This window comes from Nesterenkonia halobia (assembly GCF_039536005.1).
Taxonomy (GTDB): domain Bacteria; phylum Actinomycetota; class Actinomycetes; order Actinomycetales; family Micrococcaceae; genus Nesterenkonia; species Nesterenkonia halobia.
Genome location: NZ_BAAAYG010000016.1, coordinates 35,860 through 55,029, shown reverse-complemented (window position 1 = coordinate 55,029; position 19,170 = coordinate 35,860). Strand labels below are relative to the sequence as shown.

Annotated in this window: 16 protein-coding genes; 5 read left to right on the top strand and 11 right to left on the bottom strand. The window is 67.4% G+C overall.

Features of this window, described 5'->3' with window-relative positions; translation table 11 throughout:
* Positions 1–308: 308 nt before the first annotated feature.
* From ABD652_RS13520 to ABD652_RS13510, 3 genes are read right to left on the bottom strand one after another with little or no spacing between them, the layout of a single operon-like run.
* Positions 309–1,526 carry an acyl-CoA dehydrogenase family protein gene (locus ABD652_RS13520; protein ID WP_344722271.1) on the bottom strand — a complete coding sequence of 406 codons (1,218 nt, stop codon included), beginning with the start codon at positions 1,524–1,526 and terminating at the stop codon, positions 309–311.
* A 50-nt stretch (positions 1,527–1,576) separates the two neighbouring features.
* A complete protein-coding gene (locus ABD652_RS13515) occupies positions 1,577–2,047 on the bottom strand; it encodes an acyl-CoA thioesterase (RefSeq protein WP_344722269.1) in 471 nt (156 codons plus the stop codon).
* The gene (locus tag ABD652_RS13510; protein ID WP_344722267.1) at positions 2,044–3,318 is read right to left on the bottom strand and encodes a CaiB/BaiF CoA transferase family protein; all 1,275 of its coding nucleotides are present in this window, start codon (positions 3,316–3,318) and stop codon (positions 2,044–2,046) included. The genes ABD652_RS13515 and ABD652_RS13510 overlap by 4 nt, the downstream gene beginning before the upstream one ends.
* A gap of 162 nt (positions 3,319–3,480) precedes the next feature.
* Between ABD652_RS13510 and ABD652_RS13505 the strand changes: the two genes are divergently transcribed.
* A complete protein-coding gene (locus tag ABD652_RS13505) occupies positions 3,481–4,407 on the top strand; it encodes a LysR family transcriptional regulator (RefSeq protein ID WP_344722265.1) in 927 nt (308 codons plus the stop codon).
* Here ABD652_RS13505 and ABD652_RS13500 read toward each other — a convergent pair.
* The 4 genes from ABD652_RS13500 to ABD652_RS13485 are packed head-to-tail and all read right to left on the bottom strand — an operon-like array spanning position 4,398 to position 9,506.
* Entirely contained in the window at positions 4,398–5,309 is a 912-nt protein-coding gene (locus tag ABD652_RS13500; protein ID WP_344722263.1) for a 3-hydroxyacyl-CoA dehydrogenase family protein, read from the bottom strand. The two genes, ABD652_RS13505 and ABD652_RS13500, sit on opposite strands and share 10 nt — an antisense overlap.
* Positions 5,306–6,238 carry an enoyl-CoA hydratase/isomerase family protein gene (locus ABD652_RS13495; protein WP_344722260.1) on the bottom strand — a complete coding sequence of 311 codons (933 nt, stop codon included), beginning with the start codon at positions 6,236–6,238 and terminating at the stop codon, positions 5,306–5,308. Before ABD652_RS13495 ends, ABD652_RS13500 begins: the two co-directional genes overlap by 4 nt.
* Entirely contained in the window at positions 6,235–8,328 is a 2,094-nt protein-coding gene (locus ABD652_RS13490) for a TRAP transporter permease (protein WP_344722258.1), read from the bottom strand. The genes ABD652_RS13495 and ABD652_RS13490 overlap by 4 nt, the downstream gene beginning before the upstream one ends.
* Positions 8,325–9,506, bottom strand: a complete 1,182-nt coding sequence (locus tag ABD652_RS13485; RefSeq protein WP_344722256.1) for a TAXI family TRAP transporter solute-binding subunit — start codon at positions 9,504–9,506, stop codon at positions 8,325–8,327. The genes ABD652_RS13490 and ABD652_RS13485 overlap by 4 nt, the downstream gene beginning before the upstream one ends.
* 433 nt (positions 9,507–9,939) lie before the next feature.
* Here ABD652_RS13485 and ABD652_RS13480 point away from each other — a divergent pair, with 433 nt between their 5' ends.
* From ABD652_RS13480 to ABD652_RS13470, 3 genes are all read left to right on the top strand, one after another.
* Positions 9,940–11,586, top strand: a complete 1,647-nt coding sequence (locus ABD652_RS13480; RefSeq protein WP_344722254.1) for a class I adenylate-forming enzyme family protein — start codon at positions 9,940–9,942, stop codon at positions 11,584–11,586.
* 70 nt (positions 11,587–11,656) lie between these two features.
* Positions 11,657–12,904 carry an acyl-CoA dehydrogenase family protein gene (locus tag ABD652_RS13475; protein WP_344722252.1) on the top strand — a complete coding sequence of 416 codons (1,248 nt, stop codon included), beginning with the start codon at positions 11,657–11,659 and terminating at the stop codon, positions 12,902–12,904.
* 487 nt (positions 12,905–13,391) lie between these two features.
* Complete coding sequence (locus ABD652_RS13470) at positions 13,392–13,535, top strand: hypothetical protein (protein WP_344722250.1); 144 nt, start codon at positions 13,392–13,394, stop codon at positions 13,533–13,535.
* Positions 13,536–13,824: 289 nt separating this feature from the next.
* Here ABD652_RS13470 and ABD652_RS13465 read toward each other — a convergent pair whose 3' ends face one another.
* The 3 genes from ABD652_RS13465 to ABD652_RS13455 all read right to left on the bottom strand — a co-directional run bounded on the left by ABD652_RS13465 (position 13,825) and on the right by ABD652_RS13455 (position 16,873).
* A complete protein-coding gene (locus tag ABD652_RS13465; RefSeq protein ID WP_344722248.1) occupies positions 13,825–14,946 on the bottom strand; it encodes a hypothetical protein in 1,122 nt (373 codons plus the stop codon).
* Between the two features lie 166 nt (positions 14,947–15,112).
* Complete coding sequence (locus tag ABD652_RS13460) at positions 15,113–16,072, bottom strand: AEC family transporter (RefSeq protein WP_344722245.1); 960 nt, start codon at positions 16,070–16,072, stop codon at positions 15,113–15,115.
* A 327-nt stretch (positions 16,073–16,399) separates the two neighbouring features.
* Positions 16,400–16,873, bottom strand: a complete 474-nt coding sequence (locus ABD652_RS13455) for an SseB family protein (RefSeq protein WP_344722243.1) — start codon at positions 16,871–16,873, stop codon at positions 16,400–16,402.
* Between the two features lie 91 nt (positions 16,874–16,964).
* Here ABD652_RS13455 and dcd point away from each other — a divergent pair, with 91 nt between their 5' ends.
* Positions 16,965–17,543 (top strand): dCTP deaminase, encoded by a 579-nt coding sequence (gene dcd, locus ABD652_RS13450; RefSeq protein WP_153144402.1) that lies wholly within the window; start codon positions 16,965–16,967, stop codon positions 17,541–17,543.
* Between the two features lie 70 nt (positions 17,544–17,613).
* On the opposite strand, the gene ABD652_RS13445 is transcribed toward dcd, so the two are convergent.
* Complete coding sequence (locus ABD652_RS13445) at positions 17,614–19,005, bottom strand: MFS transporter (protein ID WP_344722240.1); 1,392 nt, start codon at positions 19,003–19,005, stop codon at positions 17,614–17,616.
* Between the last annotated feature and the right edge of the window lie 165 nt (positions 19,006–19,170).

Sequence of the window (19,170 nt, the reverse complement as noted above, 5' to 3'; positions counted from 1 at the left end):
CCGGACCGCGGACAGCGCGCCGCCGTGGCGGCCGACGGGCGTGCGGGTCCCGGAGACGAGGAAAGCGGGAGTGGTCACGGGGGTCCTTCCTGGGATGGTCTCTCGGCCGCGGCGCGAAGAAGCCATCCCTGATTGCTGATCGGTTGTTCACATTGGATGGCTCGCCATCACGCGCTGCAGTGGCATTGGATCCGGCCTCGCCGGGAGCCATGCGCGACGACCTTTCACGGGAACGCCATGCTCCTGCGGGACGCGTCACCTGTGACTAGGCGGTATTGACGCGTGTCAGCTAAGTTCGATGCGAGTACTCATCGTCTGAGTCGCGTGAATGCGGAGATCCCAGTGATTTCGCGGCCGACGATGAGCGCCTGCATCGAGTCGGTGCCCTCATAGGTGGAGACGACTTCCATGTCTGTCAGGTGACGACCGATCTCGTTCTCCAGCAGCAGCCCATTTCCGGCGAGAATGTCGCGCGCGGTGCGACACATGCTCAATGCCCGGCGCGACGTCGTCATCTTCACCAGGGAGGCCATGGCTCCGGTCAACCGTTCCTGTTCAGCGAGATCAGCCATGCGCAGACACATCAGCTGCATCGAAGTCAGGTCAGAGAGCATGGTGGCCAGCTGTTCCTGGATCAGCTGATAGCCCCCGATCGGTCCTCCGAATTGCTCCCGCTCTGCCGCATAGCGGGTTGCGATCTCGAATGCTGCCATCCCGTGCCCGACGGCCTCCCACGAGGCGCCTCCTCGGGTCGCGGCCAGAACACGATTGACCCCGGCGAAGCTCTCGCAGTGTTCCAGGCGGTTCTCCGTCGGGACCCGCAGACCGTCGAGGACGATGTCCGCCTGGTTGATGGCACGCTTGCCGATCTTGCCGGTGATCACCTCCGGCCGGTATCCGCTCGGCCACGTGCCGTCGTCCTGCCGCTCCACGACGAACGCTTTGACCTGCCCGTCGGCTTCATCGCGGGCGTAGACCACGACGACGTCGGCGGCGTGCCCGTTGCCGATCCACCGCTTGTGCCCGTCGAGGACCCAGGTGTCCCCCTCCCGTCGTGCGGAGGTCTCCAGTGAGACGGAGTCGGAGCCGTGGGCCGGTTCGGTCAGCGCGAAGGCGCCGGTGCGCTCAAGTCGAGCCATCGAGGGCAGCCAGCGCTCATGCTGCTCTCGATTTCCGAGCATGTAGATGCTGCCCATGCACAGGTTGGAGTGCACGCCGAGGAACGTGTTGACCGAGCCGTCGGCCCGTCCCATCTCGCGGGCGACGATTCCTGCGGTCCTCCGAGAGAGCCCGGGGCAGCCGTGTCCGGGGATGAATCCACCGACCACTCCGAGGTCCGCCAGGCTAGGAAGAATCGTCTCCGGAAACTCGGCGCGCTCCCAGTGCTCGTCGATGACCGGTGCGATCTCCCGCCGACCGAAGTCACGCACCCGGTCGCGCAACGTGAGCTCCTCGTCGGTGAGCTCTTCGTCCAGCAGCAGAAAGTCGGCGGCAGAGCCGATCTCGGTGGCGGTGGCTTCGGTCATGGGTGCTCCTTCGGCGTGTTCTCTCGACGGGTCAGGGAGGGTCACAGCTGTCAGCCGCGTGCGTCGGCTGCGGGCTCGGGTATCAGTGCGGCGGTGAGGGCCGCTCGCGTGCTCTGGTCGATCTCCAGCGGACGGCCGGTGCGCTCGTCGACATGGACCATCACAGTGCGTCCGACCGAGCAGGATCTGCCGTGCTGGTGGAGCTCGTGGTGCATGACGAAGGAGGTGCGCCCCAATCGTGCGACCCAGACCAGCGCAGTGGTGTCCTCCCTGTAGTGCAGCGGTCGCAGGTAGTCGACTGTCAGGGAGCGCACCAGCCGCGGGCCGGGATGGGCGGCGCCGAGCCATGCTGCTGATGCCTGCAGTCGGGCCTCCTCGAAAAGGGTCACGACTCTGGCGTTGTTGACGTGGGCGTTGAGGTCCTGGTCTGACCAGCGCAGCGGCATCGGACAGGTGAAGATCCGCTCGTCGGCTGCCAGCTCCGTCGTCCTCTCCGGCTCGTCGTTATGATCCGGACTCATGCTCCGCTCCCCTGCGTTTCTCCTCGATGGTCGTCACGACGCCGGGCGAGCCAATGCTTCACAGCCTCGCCGTCAGCCCCCAGCTTCGGCGGCTGCTTCGTGTACTGGGCCGGTGTGCGGCTGTACTGCACGGGATGACGGATCGTGGGGACCGCCTGCGCTCCTTCCCCAGCCTGGGCCACGGGATTGAGCCCCAGGGAGTCGGCGAACTCCACTCCTTCGTCGATCGCGAGGATCGGTGAGCACGGAACGCCCTCGGCCTGCAGAGCCTCGAACCACTCATCGGCGGTGGCTCGGGAGAGTGCCTCGACGATCAACGGTCGCAGCTGATCACGGTGGTGATTGCGGGCCTCCATGGTGGTGAATCGAGGGTCTTCGGCCAGTTCGTGCAGGCCGAGCCGCTGGACGAGTCGAGTGAACTGCCGGTCATTGCCGACGCAGATGATCAGGTCCCGGTCCGCGGCAGGGAACGGGCCGTAGGGGTAGAGGCTGGGGTGGTCGTTGCCGAGTCGCTGTGGCACATTGCCGCAGGCGACGTACCCGGTGGTCTGGTTGACCAGGCCTGACAGCGCCGACGAGAGCAGGTCCAGCTCCAGATGCTGGCCGCGGCCCGAGATGTCACGCTCACGCAGCGCGCCGAGGATGCCCACGGCGGTGTGGAGGCCGGTGACGACGTCGAACATCGCTACCCCGGCGCGCTGCGGATGGCCGTCGGGCTCACCGGTGACAGACATGAATCCGGAGAGGCCCTGGACCAGCAGGTCGTAGCCGGGCATGGAACGTCCGCCCGCAGTGCCGAATCCGGTGATGCTGGCATGGACCAGCCTCGGCCAGCGCCGTGCCACAGAGTCAGCGTCCAGACCGAACTGCTCCAACCCTCCCGGCTTGAAGTTCTCCACGAACACGTCGGCGGCGTCGAGGAGCTCGACGGCGGTCTGCAGGTCGTCCGGGTTCTTCAGATCCAGCATGACTGACTGCTTATTGCGGTTGACCGCCATGTAGTAGGTGCTCACCCCGTCCCGGTGGGGAGGGACCCACTGGCGGGTGTCGTCCCCGCCGGGCCCTTCGACTTTGATGACGGTGGCCCCCATGTCGGCCAGAAGCATGGTGCAGTACGGCCCCGCGAGGACCCGGGTGAAGTCGGCGACGACGACCCCGGCCAGCGGTCCCTCGGCAGCAGCATCGGCATCAACGTCGACTCGGGTGTTCTTCGTCGCGAGGTCGGCCTCATCTCCGCGAGCTGCGGCTGTCGTGTCAGTCGTGGCTGTCATGCCTTCCCCCAAGCGTGCGTCGGTGTGTTTTGAGCCACATAATCACGAGGATTATGCTTTGTCTAAGACACATTCATCTATTTACTGATACTTGCACCGCAATAATCTCGGAATGAACGAGGCGGCATCGCAGGTCAGTCGACCGGGACGGAGTCATCTTCCATGGAGGTCCACCAGGCCCAGGCGTTCCTGGCTGTAGCGGAGGAACTGCACTTCGGTCGAGCGGCCGCACGGCTCTCGATGGCCCAGCCCCCGCTGAGTCGGCTGATCAAGCAACTGGAACGCTCGCTTGGCGCGGAGCTGTTCGACCGCAGTACGCGGCACGTCGCGCTGACCACCGCCGGCCGGGCGCTGATCGCTCCTGCGCAGCACCTCGTGGAGGCCTCCGAGGAGGCCTCCCAGACCGTGCGCAACACACTCACCGGGGAGACTGGTCGCGTACGCGTGGGCTTCGCGGGGGCCTCCATCAACCGCAAGGTCGGCGAGCTGGCCCGACAGGTGCGCACCGCACGGCCCGGGCTGATGCTGGAGCTCTACAGCTCCCAGTTCTCCCACATCGGCCTCGAGCGCGTCCGGGACGGATCGCTCGACCTGGTCATCGGTCGTTGGGACTTCCTGCCCTCCGAGGTCGACTCTGCGGTGATCGCTCTCGAGGAGGTCATGGTCGTGCTCCCGGCCACGCATCGGCTGGCCTCTGCCGCCCGTGTGGACCTCGCCGAGCTCGGCGAGGAGCCGTGGGTCACCCTTCCCGGCGGCACGGGGTCCGCCCTGCACAATCGCCTCAACTCCCTTTCGATGGCCGCCGGGGTCGTCCCGCGGGTCGTGCAGGTTGCCCCTGACTCGTGGACGCTGGTAGTCCTGGTCGGCGCGGGGATGGGATGCGCCCTGAGCTTGGACTCGGTGCGAGACAACGTCTCCTCCGACGGAGTGGTGTTCCGTTCTCTGGCCTCCTCCGAGCGACCCCTGGAGGTCCGCATGATCTGGCGTCGCGCCGACGACAACCCCGCCCTGCACGCCGTCATCGGAATCGCGAAGGCGATGTTCCCCGACCCCCGCGAGGCGGCCGGAGACGCTGCGTCTCAGGCGTAGGAGTACCACCCGCGGCCGGTCTTGCGGCCGAGCCTCCCGGCCTCGTAGAGCTCGGCGATCGCCGGGTCCGGCAGATCCTCCGGGTCCCCGGTTTGCGCATGCTCGGCCTGCCGGATCAGGTAGACGACGTCGATGCCGACGAGGTCCATCAGCTCGAACGGCCCCATGGGGTGCCGCAGGGCGGTGCGGGCGGCGGCGTCGATGTCGGGGAAATCGGCCACCCCCTGGTCATACAGACTCAGCGCCTCCCGACGGATCGCGTTGAGCAGCCTGTTGGCCACGAATCCGGGGATCTCCTGTTTCAAGGTCACCAGTGTCTTGCCCAGCTCCTCGGCGAAGGCGCCGGCGCGCCGCCGGGTCTCCTCCGACGTGCCGTGGTGCGGCACGAGCTCGACGCATTCCATGACCAGTGCCGGGTTGAAGAAGTGCAGGTTGCACATACGGCCCCCATGCTCGACGACCTCGGCGAGTCGGGACGGGACGATATTGGACGAATTCGTCGCCAGAATGGTGTCCGGCGAGCAGACAGAGTCGAGCTCGGCGAAGATCCGTCGTTTGACGTCCAGATCCTCCACGGCCGCCTCCACGACGATGTCGCTCGCCGCGGCGGCGGCATCCCTGTCGGTCGTCGTGATCAGCCGTTCCCAGGCGGCCTCGACGTCCTCGCGGGTGCGTCGCCCTTTCTCGACGTCGCGGTCGAACCGGCTGCGGAGCTGGTCCACCGCCTGGGCCAACGGCTCCTCGGCGATGTCGACGAGATAGGTGTGGAATCCGGCGAGCGCGGCGACGGCGGCGATCTGGGAGCCCATGGTGCCTGCCCCGATCACAGTCGCCGTCTCCACGCCGGACCCGCCGTCCGCCTGCGCCTGTCCCTGGAGGCTCTGCTGAGTGTGTGCCTTCATGCGAGGTCTCCCGTCTCCGTCGCGTTCTCGGTCGTGTCGACCTGACTGTTCTGTTCTGTGTGGCTCTCCGTGGCGCGGCCCCCTCCGGTATGCGGCTGGACGACTGCGTGGGCGGAGTAGTCCGGCCGGCGCTTCTCGTGGAAGGCGCGCATGCCCTCGGCCCGTTCGTCGGAGCCGTAGAGCACCGACTGGGCGAGTCGTTCGAGCAGGAGTCCGGTGGACCGGTCGACGTCGAAGCCCTGGCGCACCACAGTGGTGGCCAGCTGAACGGCAAGCGGGCCCTTGGACATGATCCGAGCGGCAGTCTCACGGGCCTGTCCCATCAGCTGCTCCGGTGTGGTCACGGATGTGACCAGCCCGGCGTCCAGGGCCTCCTGCGCGGAGAGGCGCCGCCCGGTGAGGATCATCTCCGTGGCGCGCCCGACGCCGACGAGGCGCGCCAGTCGGTGAGTCCCGCCGGCGGCGGGGATGATCCCCAGGCCGGTCTCCGGCAGAGCGAATTGAGCGTTGTCGGATGCGACGCGGATGTCGCACGCCAGGGCGAGCTCCAGGCCGCCGCCGAACGCGTATCCGTTGACCGCGGCGATGGTGGGCTTCTCCACCGCCTCGACGGCGTCGTAGGCCCGCTGCATGCTCGCCCGCAGTCCGTCGGCAGGACCTCTACGGGCGAGCTCACCAATGTCGGCGCCGGCCACGAAGGCCGTCTCTCCGGCGCCGGTGACGATGATGACGCGGACCGCGTCGTCGTGCCTCAGGTCTTCCAGCGCGTGTGACAGCCGGGCGAGTACGCTGGTGTTCAGCGCATTGCGCCGCTCGGGCCGGTCGATGGTGATGATGCCGGCGCCGTCGTCGACCTCCACCCGGACGCTCTCCTGGGCTTCGGCCTGAGCTTCCGTCTCCTGTTTCGTGCCGTGATGTGGTTGCGTCATGCTTTCTCCTCTTCTGCAATGGTTTCGGTGTGGGCGGTCTTGGGAGTCTCTGCGTCCTCGTCGGAGCTGCCCGGCTCACTGTTGTCGGCGCTGGCCTCGCTGCCGTACCTGGTGTGCACGAGGACAGCAGCGATGATCAGCAGGCCGAGCAGGCTGACGAGGCTGGTGGTCAGGAACATCAGGAAGCCCCCGATGGCGAGAGCGATCCGTGCGACTGCTCCCGGCCTGCGCTCGACTCCGACGAGCCATCCGCTGATGGCGCAGGAGAGTGCGTAGACTGCGGCGATTCCCGCCATCAGGGCCAGCGCCACCTGGACCGGACCTGCCTGGGCGACCAGTGCCGGGTTGAGCACAAAGCCGAAGGGCACCACGTACTTCACCGCGCCGAGTTTCATCGCCTCCACGCACGTGGCCATGGGACGGGATTTCGCAATGCCGGAGGCGGCGAAGGCGGCCAGGCCCACCGGCGGAGTGATGTAGGAGACCGAAGCCCAGTAGATGACGAACAGGTGCGCGGCGAGGGGGTCGACCCCCAGGGATGTGACGGCGGGGACCATCACGATGGCCAGGAAGACGTAGGCTGCGGAGATCGTCAGGCCCATGCCCAGGATGAAGCAGACGGCCGCGCTGGCGATGAGGATGGGCATGAGGTGATCGCCCATGAGAGCAACCAGGTCACGGGAAAGCGAAAGTGCAACGCCGGTGGCGGACAGTCCGCCAAGGAACAGCCCGACGCCGGCGATGATCGCGACAATCTGGCCCAAGGTTCGGCCGATGTCGAGCACCATGCCCAACCACTGCCGCGGCCCGAACCGTAGCCCCGGAGTCACCAGCCCGATCACCAGCAGCAGCCCGACGACCCAGTAGGGCACCTGTGACTCGGAGTCAGTAGTGAACAGCAGCACCGTCAGCAGTCCGAGTGTGCCCAAGTACGGCCATCCGGCGAGCAGCGAGGCGCCGAGCCTGGGCAGCTCGTCCCGAGGAGTCCCCCGGAGGCCGCGACGGGCCGCGTAACCATCGATCTGCAGGAAGACCCCCAGGAAGTAGAGTAGCGCGGGGATGGTGGCCGCGATGAGGATCTCTGTATAGGCGACGCCGACGAAGGAGACCATCAGGAAGGCGGCGGTCCCCATGATCGGCGGAGTGATGGAGCCTCCGGAGGAGGCGGTGGCTTCGACGCCGCCGGCCATGCGGGCACTGAATCCGGTCCGCTTCATCGCCGGGATGGTCATGGGGCCGGTGGTCAGCACGTTGGAAACGGCGGAACCGCTCATCATGCCCATCGAAGCGGAGCTGGCCACCGTCACCTTCGCCGAACCTCCGCGATAGCGGCCGAAGAGGGCCATGGACAGGCCGTGGAAGAAGTCAGCGCCGCCGGTGTGTTGCAGCACCACTCCGAACAGCAAGAATCCGATCAGGATGTGGCCGGCGGTCTCCAGTGGCAGGCCCAGGATGCTCTCGGCGCCCATCACGTGGATCTGGGCCAGCGTCGGGAGGTCGTAGGAGATGCCCTGCAGGATCCTGATCGGGAATCCCTCCGCCGCCATCGGGTACAGCGAGAAGGCCAGGGCCAGTACCGCCACGATCCACCCTGCGGTCCGCCTCAGCGCCTCCAGCACGAGGGCCCAGAGCACGAAGCTCAGCACGGTGGCCGTGGCGGGGGCGACGAACTCCCATCCGTACTCCTGGATCTCGACCCCATTGACTGCGAGGTAGAGGCAACACGCGGCGAACGTCGCCGCGATGGCGACGTCGTACCAGGGCGGTCCCGGAGACTGCCGCTCCATGGCCTGACGTGCTGGCCAGATGATGAAGACGACGGGGATGAAGCAGGCGATCAGCAGATACAGGAATGAGTTGGTCAGCATCGCCAGCCCGCCCAGATTCCAGAAGAACACCTGATTCATGGCCAGCAGCACGCCCGCCACTGTCAACGCGGCGACGACGACGGTCCACAGTGGGGTCAGTCGCGGGTTCCGGCGCACCGTCTCCAGGATGTCTCGCGCCTGCGGGCTGGCGTCTTCGCCGGCGGTCGGCGGCTCCACAGCAGATGTTTCGGCGCGGGGTGTTCCGGGGGTGGTGGTCGTCATGCCGTGTCTCCCTCATCGTCGGAGGATCCGTCCGGCAGCTGAGGGAGCTCCGGCAGGTTCTCCCGTTTGAATTCCCTCCATCGACGGGCGATGTCATCGTCGCCGGAGTGTGCGTCCCAGAATCCGGGCCAAGCTTCGACGAGCAGCTGCTCCCGCTCGAGGAGGGCGTCCTGGCGCGCCTGGTGCAGGTCCGTCCAGCGTCCGATCTCCCGGAAGTAGTCCACGGAGGCACGGTGGAAGGGAACCACCATCGGTTCCAGCAGTACGGTATCCGGTGCGAATTTGTCGGCATCGGGCGTGGCATCCCGGAAATCTTCAAAGTGATTGGCGATGCCGCGCACCAGTGCGGCCACTTCGTCCTCATCCCGGTCGGCCAATGTGGTCAACGGGATCGAGTACTGCATGTTGACGGCAGTCTCCCCCTCGTCCAAGCCGGCGCCGGTGAACTCGCCAGGTTTGACCATGGGGGCGAGCTGCTCCCAGGTCTCATAGCGGGACGGGTCATCACCTCCGAGGTCGAGCCAGCGCACGTCTTCCTGGGAGGCGAGCTCCTCGATGTTGGAGCCGACCACGTTCTGGTAGAGCGCGTCCACCTGGCCGGTGCGCAATGCATCGATCTGCTCACTGTAGGTGAGGTCCACTTTCTCGACGTCGTCGCCGGTGAGCCCGCCGTAGTTCAGGATCGCCTCAAGCTTGCGATTGATCGAGGTGCTGGCTACCAGGCGCGGATAGCGCTTCCCCTTCAGGTCGGCGACGGTCTCGATGCCACTGTCCGCCAATACCAGCACGCCGTAGTTCCCGGGCGGTGTCCACACCTGACGGATCGGTTGCGGGCCCCAACGCTTCGAAGCGTACTCATCGTCGCCCTCGAAGGCGTAGTAGTACTCGTCGCCGGCACGGGCGTAGTCGGCGGTCCCGTTGATCATAGGAGCCAGACGGCCGATCCCAGTGGTCGAGGTCATCAGGCGGACCTGGACGCCCATGCCCGAGGTCAGCGCATTGGCAACTGCGGCGAGATCGTTGTAAGTGCCCGTGCCGACGCCGTACGTGGACCACACCAGTTGCCGCGGCAACCCAGATGTACCCACCGCCGATGTGGCGCAGCCGCTGACGGCGGTGAGCGCGGCGAGGCTCGAAGCCACGGATAGGAAGCTCCGGCGGGTGATCTGTGCGGTCATCTGTCCTCCCAGAGGAGTTTGACGGGTTCGGCCGAGGACCCCTATGCGTTCCGGTATCCGTCAGTCCGGACTGATCAGCGTGCGGAGATCTGATGCAACTGTGGCGATGGGCTCCTCGCGAGCTTTGCGACGCACCCTGATGAGCGAAGCCCCCACGCCTCGAGAAGAGGCGGAGGTAAGAACGCCCCAGCGATCCGACGCTCCATTCATACCCTGCAAGTGTGAGACACGACACTTGTGTCGAGCATTATGCCTGCATGAGCATCAATATTCCCCAGTCGGTGCAACGCGGGCCCAAACCCGCGCCAGGTCAGGCAGGGCGAAGCGTTGCGCACGCACCCGACGGGCGCGACGGAAGCCCCACTCGCCACTGCTCCGGGAATCGATATTGCCAGGCTGACTGCGCAGTGGTTACGTGTTCAGGGTCACACCCATGACGGAAGGAGAGGCGTTGTTCAACCTCGCTCTGGCGATCACTGAAGCTGGTCGCTCCCGACCGGATCATCCGGCCGTCATCACAGACGAGATACGGCTGAGTTTCAGCCAGCTCGACGAGGCTGTTACAGATCTTGCCCGGGGCCTTCGAGCATCCGGACTCCAACCCGGAGACACCGTCGCCTTGCACCTACCCACCGGAGTGGACTTCGTAGTCAGCTTCTACGCCATACTGCGGGCTGGCCTGGTCGCCGCCCCTTTCAGCCCTCAGGCCTCGCGGCGAGAGATTCGGCATGTGCTCGAACTCTCCGGAGCCCGGGCCGTGGTCGCCGGAGAGAGCGCCCGGGAGAACGTGATAGCGGCCTGCAACCCGAGTCGCACGGCGCTCGTAGTGGCCGATTCACCGCTCTCGGGAGGCCCGCGCGCTTCATGCGACCACACCCTTGAGGGGGACCAACAGCTGAGCACACTGATGCGCATGGGGCGGCGCGTAAGTCATGAGGCCACGGTCAGCCGCTCAGCCGACGATGTCGCAGCAATCATCTTCACCTCCGGAACCACAGGCGCGCCCAAGGGAGCGGAGCTGACCCACGCGAACCTGTGGGTGAGCTGCACCGCCCTGTTGTCCCGTTCAGAACCAAGGGCCGACGACGTGGTGCTCGCCTGTCTGCCGCTGCACCATGTCTTCGGAATGTCCGGACTGATGAACGCCGCCATGGCCTGGGGAATGACCCTTGTGCTCACATCCCGATTCGATGCCGCCGAAACCCTGGATCTGATCGAGCAGCACGGAGTGACCCGATTCTCCGGAGTTCCCGCCATGTTCTGCGACATGCTCGCCGCCGGCACGGGAGGACGTGACCTGAGCTCGTTGCGCCACGTCACCTCCGGTGGGTCGGCGCTGCCGGTCGGCACCGTAGACGCGTTCGAAGAGATGATCCCCAGCGCTACCCTGTTAGAGGGCTATGGCGCGACGGAGACGACCTCGTCGATCTGCGTGAACTCCGACCGCCGCCGACGCCGCAGCGGCACCGTCGGTACTCCGTCGTGGGGCACCGAGCTGCGCGTGGTTGACGAGGAAGGCTGCGTCCTTCCCGACGGCTCCGGTCAGACCGGAGAGCTGCAGGTACACGGGCCTACCGTCTTCCGCGGCTACATCGGCGACCCAGAAGCCACCCGACAAGCTTTTGACGGGGAATGGCTGCGTACCGGCGACTTGGCTCACATTGACGCTGACGGTTATGTGCACTTGGTGGACCGGAAGAAGAACATGATCATCCGGGGCGGACTCAACGTCTATCCTGCCGAGATCGAACAGGTCCTCGCGACGATGCACGGGGTCAACGATGTGGTCGTCCTCGGCCACCCGGACGATCGCCTCGGTGAAGAGATTGCCGCCCTCATCATTGCCGAGCCGGAGAGCTCTTCCCACGGTGACACCTCCGATGACGGGGAGCTCATCGCCCGCCTCGATGAGCGACTGCGCACTGAACTCGCCCCATACAAGCGGCCCCGCCACATCGAGCTCGTTGACCAGCTGCCTCGTTCTGCCGCGGGCAAGATCATCCGCCCCGACGCTCAGCGGCTCCTGGCCGAACGGTTGGCGAGCACCGCACGGCGCCCGAGCACGACCCGAGGCTCCTGAGCTCGGCGGCTTCGATCGCCCGAAGCACCATTCCAAGCATGCCCACCGACCACCCCCACGAGGACACCACATGACGACAGCACACACGCCCGCCACATCGACACCCACCACCGATCTGATGGAGATCGAGAGTCAGCTCTCCGCCGAGGAGGTCTCGGGACGAGATCGAGTCGCCGACTTCGTGGATCGTCGTATCCGCCCCCACATAGCCCGCTGGTACGAGGACGCGGTACTGCCGACGGAACTCTTCTCAGAGATGGCCCAGCTGGGACTGTTCGGAATGCACCTGACGGGCTACGGATGCGGGGGACGCAGCGCGACCGAGTACGGGCTGGCGATGCAGGAGCTGGAAGCCGGGGACTCCGGGATCCGCACTGTGGTTTCAGTGCAGGGGTCACTGGCGATGTCGGCGATCCACAAGCACGGCTCGGAGCCCCAGAAACAGCGCTGGCTCCCGCCTATGGCCGCCGGTGAGATCATCGGATGCTTCGGGCTCACCGAGCCGACTGCGGGGTCGGACCCGGGCGGCATGGCCACCGTCGCCTGGCGGGAGGGCGACGAATGGGTCTTGCGCGGGCAGAAGCGCTGGATCGGGCTCGCCAGCATCGCCGACGTCGCCATCATCTGGGCGAAGGTACCCTTCGCCGACTCAGAGGCCGCCGTCGAGGGCGAGCACCGAGCACGGGCCGACAGCGCGGGCGACGTGGTGCGCGGCTTCATCGTCTCCACCGACACCCCGGGCTTCGGTGCGGCCCCGATCGAGGGCAAACTTTCGATGCGTGCTTCGCTCCAGTGCGACATCGATCTGGATAACGTCAGAGTTCCGGCCGATTCCATCCTTCCCCAGAGCCCGGGGCTGCGCGGACCATTCGACTGCCTGTCCGAGGCGCGCTATGGCATCGCCTGGGGCGCGATGGGAGCGGCGCGCGATTCCATCGAAGCCGCCCTGGCCTATGCCACCGAGCGACGTCAGTTTGACCGCCCGCTTACTGGGTATCAGTTGACCCAGAAGAAGCTCACCGACATGACCCTGGAGCTCACCAAGGGCCAGCTCCTGTCTCTCCAAATGGGACGGATGAAGGATGCGGGGACGCTGCAGAGCCACATGATCTCAGTGGGCAAGCTGAACAACTGCCGGACGGCCATCGATATCTGTCGCGAGGCACGGACCATTCTGGGCGGAAACGGGATCACCGGCCAACATGCTCCGCTTCGACATGCGAACAACCTGGAGTCAGTGCGCACTTACGAAGGCACTGACGAGGTTCACACGCTGATCATCGGAAAACGCCTGACCGGTGAATCCGCTTTCCGATGAGAAGGGGCCGGAGAGGCAGACGTCAGCAGCCGATGAACCGGGAGTGCAGATGCGTGTACCGGCGCTCCTCAGCTGCGACCCGGTCGAGGGTGCGCTCGAGTGGCGCCCGATGGAACATGGCCTTCGCCCCTTGGCGGAGGTTCGATAGCTCCGCGCCGGCGGGTAATCGGTGCGAATCAACCGCGATAGGTGACTGATCAGCGCGCGGCGATTGGTGATCCTCCCGATCTCGGCCTGGAGCTATCGATGATAATGCGGACTTCGAGTGTGAATCGTTCGGCTAGGTCGACTTTGCCAGAAGTCAGGGCTTAGGGGCGCTCGATGTGATTGGCCGGATCCAGCGGTTGGAGAGGCCAGGAGTCACTGTGCATGTAACCGGAGGGCTGGCGCCGCCGGTGGGGCAGTTGTGTGGCAGTAGTTGGGAGGTGGCTAGCGCGCGGGAAGGGGTAGCTGCTGGAGGGCAACTGCCAAGGATCCACGCGCCGACGTGACCTCGGTGGTGATTTCGATCGAGGTTTGGCTATACAACCGTGAGATTGGCGCCATGAGTTGTGAGCTCTCGTCACCGGTTGACGTCACTGATCCGGGGCTTGACGACATCGTGGCCGAAACCTTCAGCGTGATCAACTGAAGTTGTCCCTCGCAGCTGGGCGAGAATCTGGCGGGGTGGCACGAGAGTGGGGGGCTGACAGTCGGCTCAACTCCCGCGGCGCATCACGTTGAGCGAATCTGTGTCGGGGTCGACTGATGATGCCTGCGACTACCGTCCGCGCGACCGAGCGTGGGCGGCCCTGTGAGGCGGTCCGTGCCGGGAGGGGCAGGGGATCAGCGCCCGCTGATCTTCGGAGAGCAGGTAGAAACGAGTAGCTTGTACAACAACTGAGATGTAAATTCTCCGCCAACTACTTGGCTGAGGACACTCAGCCGCCGGTGACCGAGACCAGCAGGTCCTCGCCGCTGGCGCCGACCTCCACGTCCAGGCCGAAGGTCACGTCGTGGGTCTCCTCGAGCGTCTCGCCGGAGTAGTAGTCCTGCGCGGTGAAGCTCACCGTCGCGGTGAGCCGATCCGCGCCCGCCACCGACCAGCCGTCGGGGCCGAAGCTCAGCGTGAGCTCCTGCGCCTTCGGCATGCTCCACTCGATGGTGGAGGCCTCCACGCGGTTGGGCGTCTCGACGCCCATCGGGCAGCCCGAGGGCATCAGGACCTGCTGCTCGGCGCAGGAGGAGAGATACGTCTTCACCTTCTGATGCATCTGCTCGGCCGCGGCCGAGGAGGCCTCCAGCTCGATCTCGATCTCCTCGGACAGCGCCTCCGCGTCGGAGCCGCCGACGTCCTCCGGATCGAGGGCGAGCACCCGATGGGCCGAGCCGGTCAGCCACTCGCTGTCCACGGCGACGTCGAGCACCGAGGGGGCGTAGGCGGCGAGCTCGGCGGCGTCCTCCTGCAAGTTCACCGGCTCGCCGTTGACGTCGACTTGGCCGATGCCGCCGGCGGAGGCGCCGGGGACGGAGAGCGAGACCTCGGCCAGCGCCGCCGGGTCCAGCGCCCATTGGTCGAAGATGCCCCAGGACTCGTCGGCCTTGTCCATCGGCAGCCGGGAGCGGTGCTCCTCGCCGTCGACGGTGAAGACCAGGTCGGCGGCCCCGGAGCGCTCGACGACGCGCAGATCCTCGATCTGCTCGGCCGAGTGCTCCAACGTGCCGCCGTCGAGCAGCAGCGTGTCCACCGAACCGGCGGACAGTCGCGGGTCCTCACCCTCGCCGGCCTCGCCGGCGGCCTCCGGGACGTCGGCGAACTGTCCGAGGAGGACCTCGCCGTCGCCGGCCTGGACCGCCTCCCACCACTGCTCGCCGAGCGCCTCGGTGGTGTAGACCTTCGTGTCCACGAGCCAGACGGCGAAGCCGCCCAGCACCAGGGCGACGATCAGCGCCGCCGACCAGGCCGCCCAGGCGATCACGGATCCGCCGGATCTCCCGGATCCGCCCGTGCCTCCCGCGGCGTCGTCCGCGCCGTGGGGATCATGCTGTCCGGGAAGGGTCATGTGCTGGTGTGCCGCTCTCGTCGTGCGTGGGCGTCGGCGGCGTCGGCCGCGACGTCGGACCTGCGGTTCAGCCTAGCAACTGCGGGCCGCGGAGCCGGGCGGCGACGCCGTCGGCGGAGCGCCCCTGGCCCGGTCTTCTCCGGCCCTCTCCGGCCCCGTCGCAGCCTCACATCAGCAGCGCGGAGACGCCGATCATCGCCGGGATCGCCAGCACAGTGGTCACCAGCACCGTGTCGCGGGCGATGACCTCGCCGGTCTCGTAGCGGATCGCGGAGACCAGCACGTTCTGCGCGCTCGGCAGCGAGGCCATCACGACGGCGGCCAGCAGGTCGTGGCCGTCGAGACCGAAGACCAGGTGGGCGAAGACCCAGGCCAGCGTCGGGTGCAGCACCAGCTTCAGCAGCGAGGACAGCGCGACGTCGCGGCGTCGCCCGGCCTTCTTGTCCAGAGGACGGCTGCCGACCAGGGACAGCCCGAAGGAGAGCAGCATCAGCGGGATGGAGGCCCCGGCGACGGTCTCGATGGACTCGCGCACCGGTCCGGGGAAGGACCAGTCCTGCCAGGAGAAGACCACACCGAGGATCGCGCCGATGATCATCGGGTTCATCAGCGACTGGCCGATGCTGCGCAGCACGGCGGTGCGCGGAGCGGGACGGACCCGGGCGCGGCTGCTCTGGCCGCCGGTCAGCCAGTCCATGGCGATGACGTAGATCGGGGTGTAGAGCGCCAGCTGGAACATCACGATCGGCGCGGCGAAGGCGACGTCGCCGAGGACGTAGGCGGCGATCGGGAAGCCGAGGTTCGCCGAGTTCACCAGCGAGGAGCTCATCCCGCCGATCATCCGCTCGCCGCCGGTGCGGCGCGCGGCGATGAGCCGGTTCAGCAGCAGACCGACGATCAGCGTGGCGAAGGCGCCCAGCGCGGCGATGAGGAACTGCGGCCCCAGCACTTCGTGCAGCGAGGCGTCGGCGACTGTGGTGAACAGCAGGCAGGGCGAGGCCACGAAGAAGGCGACGCGGGAGAGCACCACGCGGGACTCGGCGCCGAGCAGGCCGAAGCGGCCGATCAGGAAGCCCGCGCCGATGATCAGCCAGATGACGATGAAGCCGGAGAAGACGGCCGCCATGCTGCCTGCCTCCTCTCCGCTGTGGGGTGCTCATCGTGCCGGTGCGGCGGGGTGATGACCTCCCGACCCGGGTGATTCTACGCCCGTCGGCGGGCGGGCGGCGTCGATGACGTGGGGCGGAGCGGGGCGCGGGCGGATGCGGGGTGCGGTGCGGGACCGATGGCGCGGGGCGCGACGCGGGGTGCGGTGCGGGGTCGATGGCGCGGGGCGCCGTCCGGTGCCCCATGCACATCGAGTGGGCGATCCATCGCGGTTCGCCGGTCGTGACCGGATCAGAACCTGGACAGATCGCCCACTCGACGGAGAAGGGGGAGGCGGAGCCTCAGCTCACTGCTGCTGCTCGCCCTCGCCCTCGGCCTCGGCGGCCGGGGAGAGGAAGTCCTCGCGGATGCGGTCGACGCCCTCGGCCGAGATCTGGAAGCCGTGCTCCTGGCCGGCGTCGATGATGATGCCGGCGCCGGAGAGCGACTGCACCACGGCGACGCCGGGCGCGTCGACGGCGTGCGGGGCGTGCTCGGAGTACTCCTCCGGGATGATGTCGGTGGCGCTGAACAGCGCGATCAGCGGGTTGCCCTCGTTGTCCTGCAGGGTCAGCGGGTTCACCGAGCTGGTCTCGTCGGAGATCTCGTGGGGGCTCAGGAAGTAGACCGAGCTGGTCAGGAAGGCGCGGATGATGTCGCCGGGCTGGGCCTCGCCGTCCTTGCCGGCGATCAGCACCTCCTGCAGCGACTGCTGGGGGGCGGCGCCCTCGGGGTTCTCGTCGGGAGTCTGGGCGTCGGAGTTCTGGGGAGTCTCGCTCATCCCTCCACGCGATCACGTCGAGCGCCGTGTTGCCAAGTCGGGACGTCCGTGCGACGCCGCCGCGCGGGGCGGCGCTGGTACCCTCGGCGTCGTGCTGCTTTCCGACCGAGACATCCGCGCCGAGCTGGCCGCCGACCGCATCCGCCTGGACCCGCTCGACGAGTCGCTGATCCAGCCCTCCAGCGTCGACGTGCGTCTGGAGCGGATGTTCCGGCTCTTCGACAACCACAAGTACGCCCACATCGACCCCTCGGTGCAGCAGCCCGACCTCACCCGGCTGGTGGAGGTCGACCCCGATGAGCCGTTCATGCTCCACCCTGGCGAGTTCGTCCTGGGCGCGACCTATGAGCAGGTCACGCTGCCCGAGGACGTCGCCGCGCGGCTGGAGGGCAAGTCCTCGCTGGGCCGTCTGGGCCTGCTGACCCATTCGACGGCCGGGTTCATCGATCCCGGGTTCTCCGGCCAGGTCACCCTGGAGCTGTCGAACATGGCCACGCTGCCCATCAAGCTGTGGCCGGGCTCGAAGATCGGCCAGCTCTGCTTCTTCCGGCTGACCTCGCCGGCCGAGCACGGCTACGGCACCCAGGCCCACCAGTCCCGCTACCAGGGCCAGCGCGGCCCGACGGCCTCGCGCAGCCACGAGAACTTCCACCGCGCGATCATCCAGTGAGCCCCGCCGGACGGCGATGACGCCGCGGCACGGGTGGGAATGCGCGCGCTTTCCCGCGCGTGCCGCGGAGTCATCCTGAGGTGGGGGCGGCGGACGGGGCGGCGTGGTCGCGGAGCTTCGCCGGGCCTGTGGGGTTGCGCACCAGCAGCAGCGAGGCGAGCCCGCCCAGCAGCACGAGGAAGACCCCGACGATGATGAACTTCTCGTCGTGGAAGATCCCGACGAAGATGCTGATCATCGCCGGAGTGAGGAACGACGCCGAGCGGCCGGCGGTCGCGTAGAGCCCGAACAGCTCGCCGGCCCGGTCGCCCGGAGCCAGCCGTCCCAGGAAGGCGCGGGAGGCCGCCTGGGCGGGGCCGACGAAGAAGGACAGCCCCAGGCCGAAGATCCAGAAGGCGAGGGTCGGCTGCAGGACGAACCACGGGTCCTCGGCCGGACCCAGCGCCGTCGGCTCGTCCAGGAAGAACATCACCAGCGCGATCGCCGTGAGCATCGTCAGGCACCCCGCCACCACGGCCCGCGGGCCGAGGGCGTCGTCGAGCCAGCCGCCGATGAACGCCCCGACGGCGGCGACCACGTTGGCCGCGATGCCGAAGATGATCACGTCGTCGGCGGCGATCCCGTAGACCGAGACGCCGAGGATCGCCCCGTAGGTGAACACTGCGGAGAGCCCGTCGCGGTAGATCGCCGAGGAGATCAGGAACCACAGGGTGTTCCGATCCCCGCGCCAGAGATCGGCCAGCGTGCCGAACAGCCGTCGATAGGACTCGCGGATCGAGACCTTCTCGATCCGGTCCCGGTCTGCGGTGCGCCGCTTCGAGACCAGCAGCGGGATCGCCCAGACCAGGAACCAGGCCGCGGCGGCGAGCGCGACGGTGCGGATGTTGATCGCCTCGTCCTCGCCGAGGCCGAACCAATGCGGCGGGTCGCCGGCGATGAGGCCCAGATAGACGATCATCAGGATCACGATCCCGCCCAGGTAGCCCGACCCCCACCCGATGCCGGAGATGCGTCCGATCCGCCGGTCGTCGGCGATGTCGACCAGCATGGCGTTGTAGTTCAGCTCGGCGAACTCGTTGACCATCCCCATGCCGGCGATCAGCGTCACGCCGAGCAGCAGGTACCCCTCCTCGGGCTTCACGAAGAAGCAAGCGGCCACCAGCCCGGCGACGATGACGGTGTTGATCACCAGCCACAGGTGCCGGCGTCCGGAGGAGTCGGCGCGCTGGCCGATGACCGGGGCGGTGAGGGCGATGAGCGCCCCGGCGATCGCATTGGCCGCCGTCAGATGCTGGGTGCCCCGGCCGTCGGCTCCGAAGGCCTCGGAGGCGATGTACGTGCCGAAGACGAAGGTCGTCATCACCGCACTGACCGAGGCGTTGCCCCAGCTCCACAGGCACCAGGCGGTGATGGTGCCGGGCGTGAGTCGGCGGGGCCTCTCATCCGTGGAGGGGGAGCTCATGCCCAGCATCGTATCGGCGCGCCCGCGTCCCGCACAGAGCTGTCCCGGAACCGGCGACGACGACGTCGTCCCCCGTCACACCGGGGCTCCGGCACGGAGCCGGCCGCACCGCGCATGTTAAGCTGGGCGAGCTCCTCGCAGTGCGGCTGACGGGGCCCCTGTGGT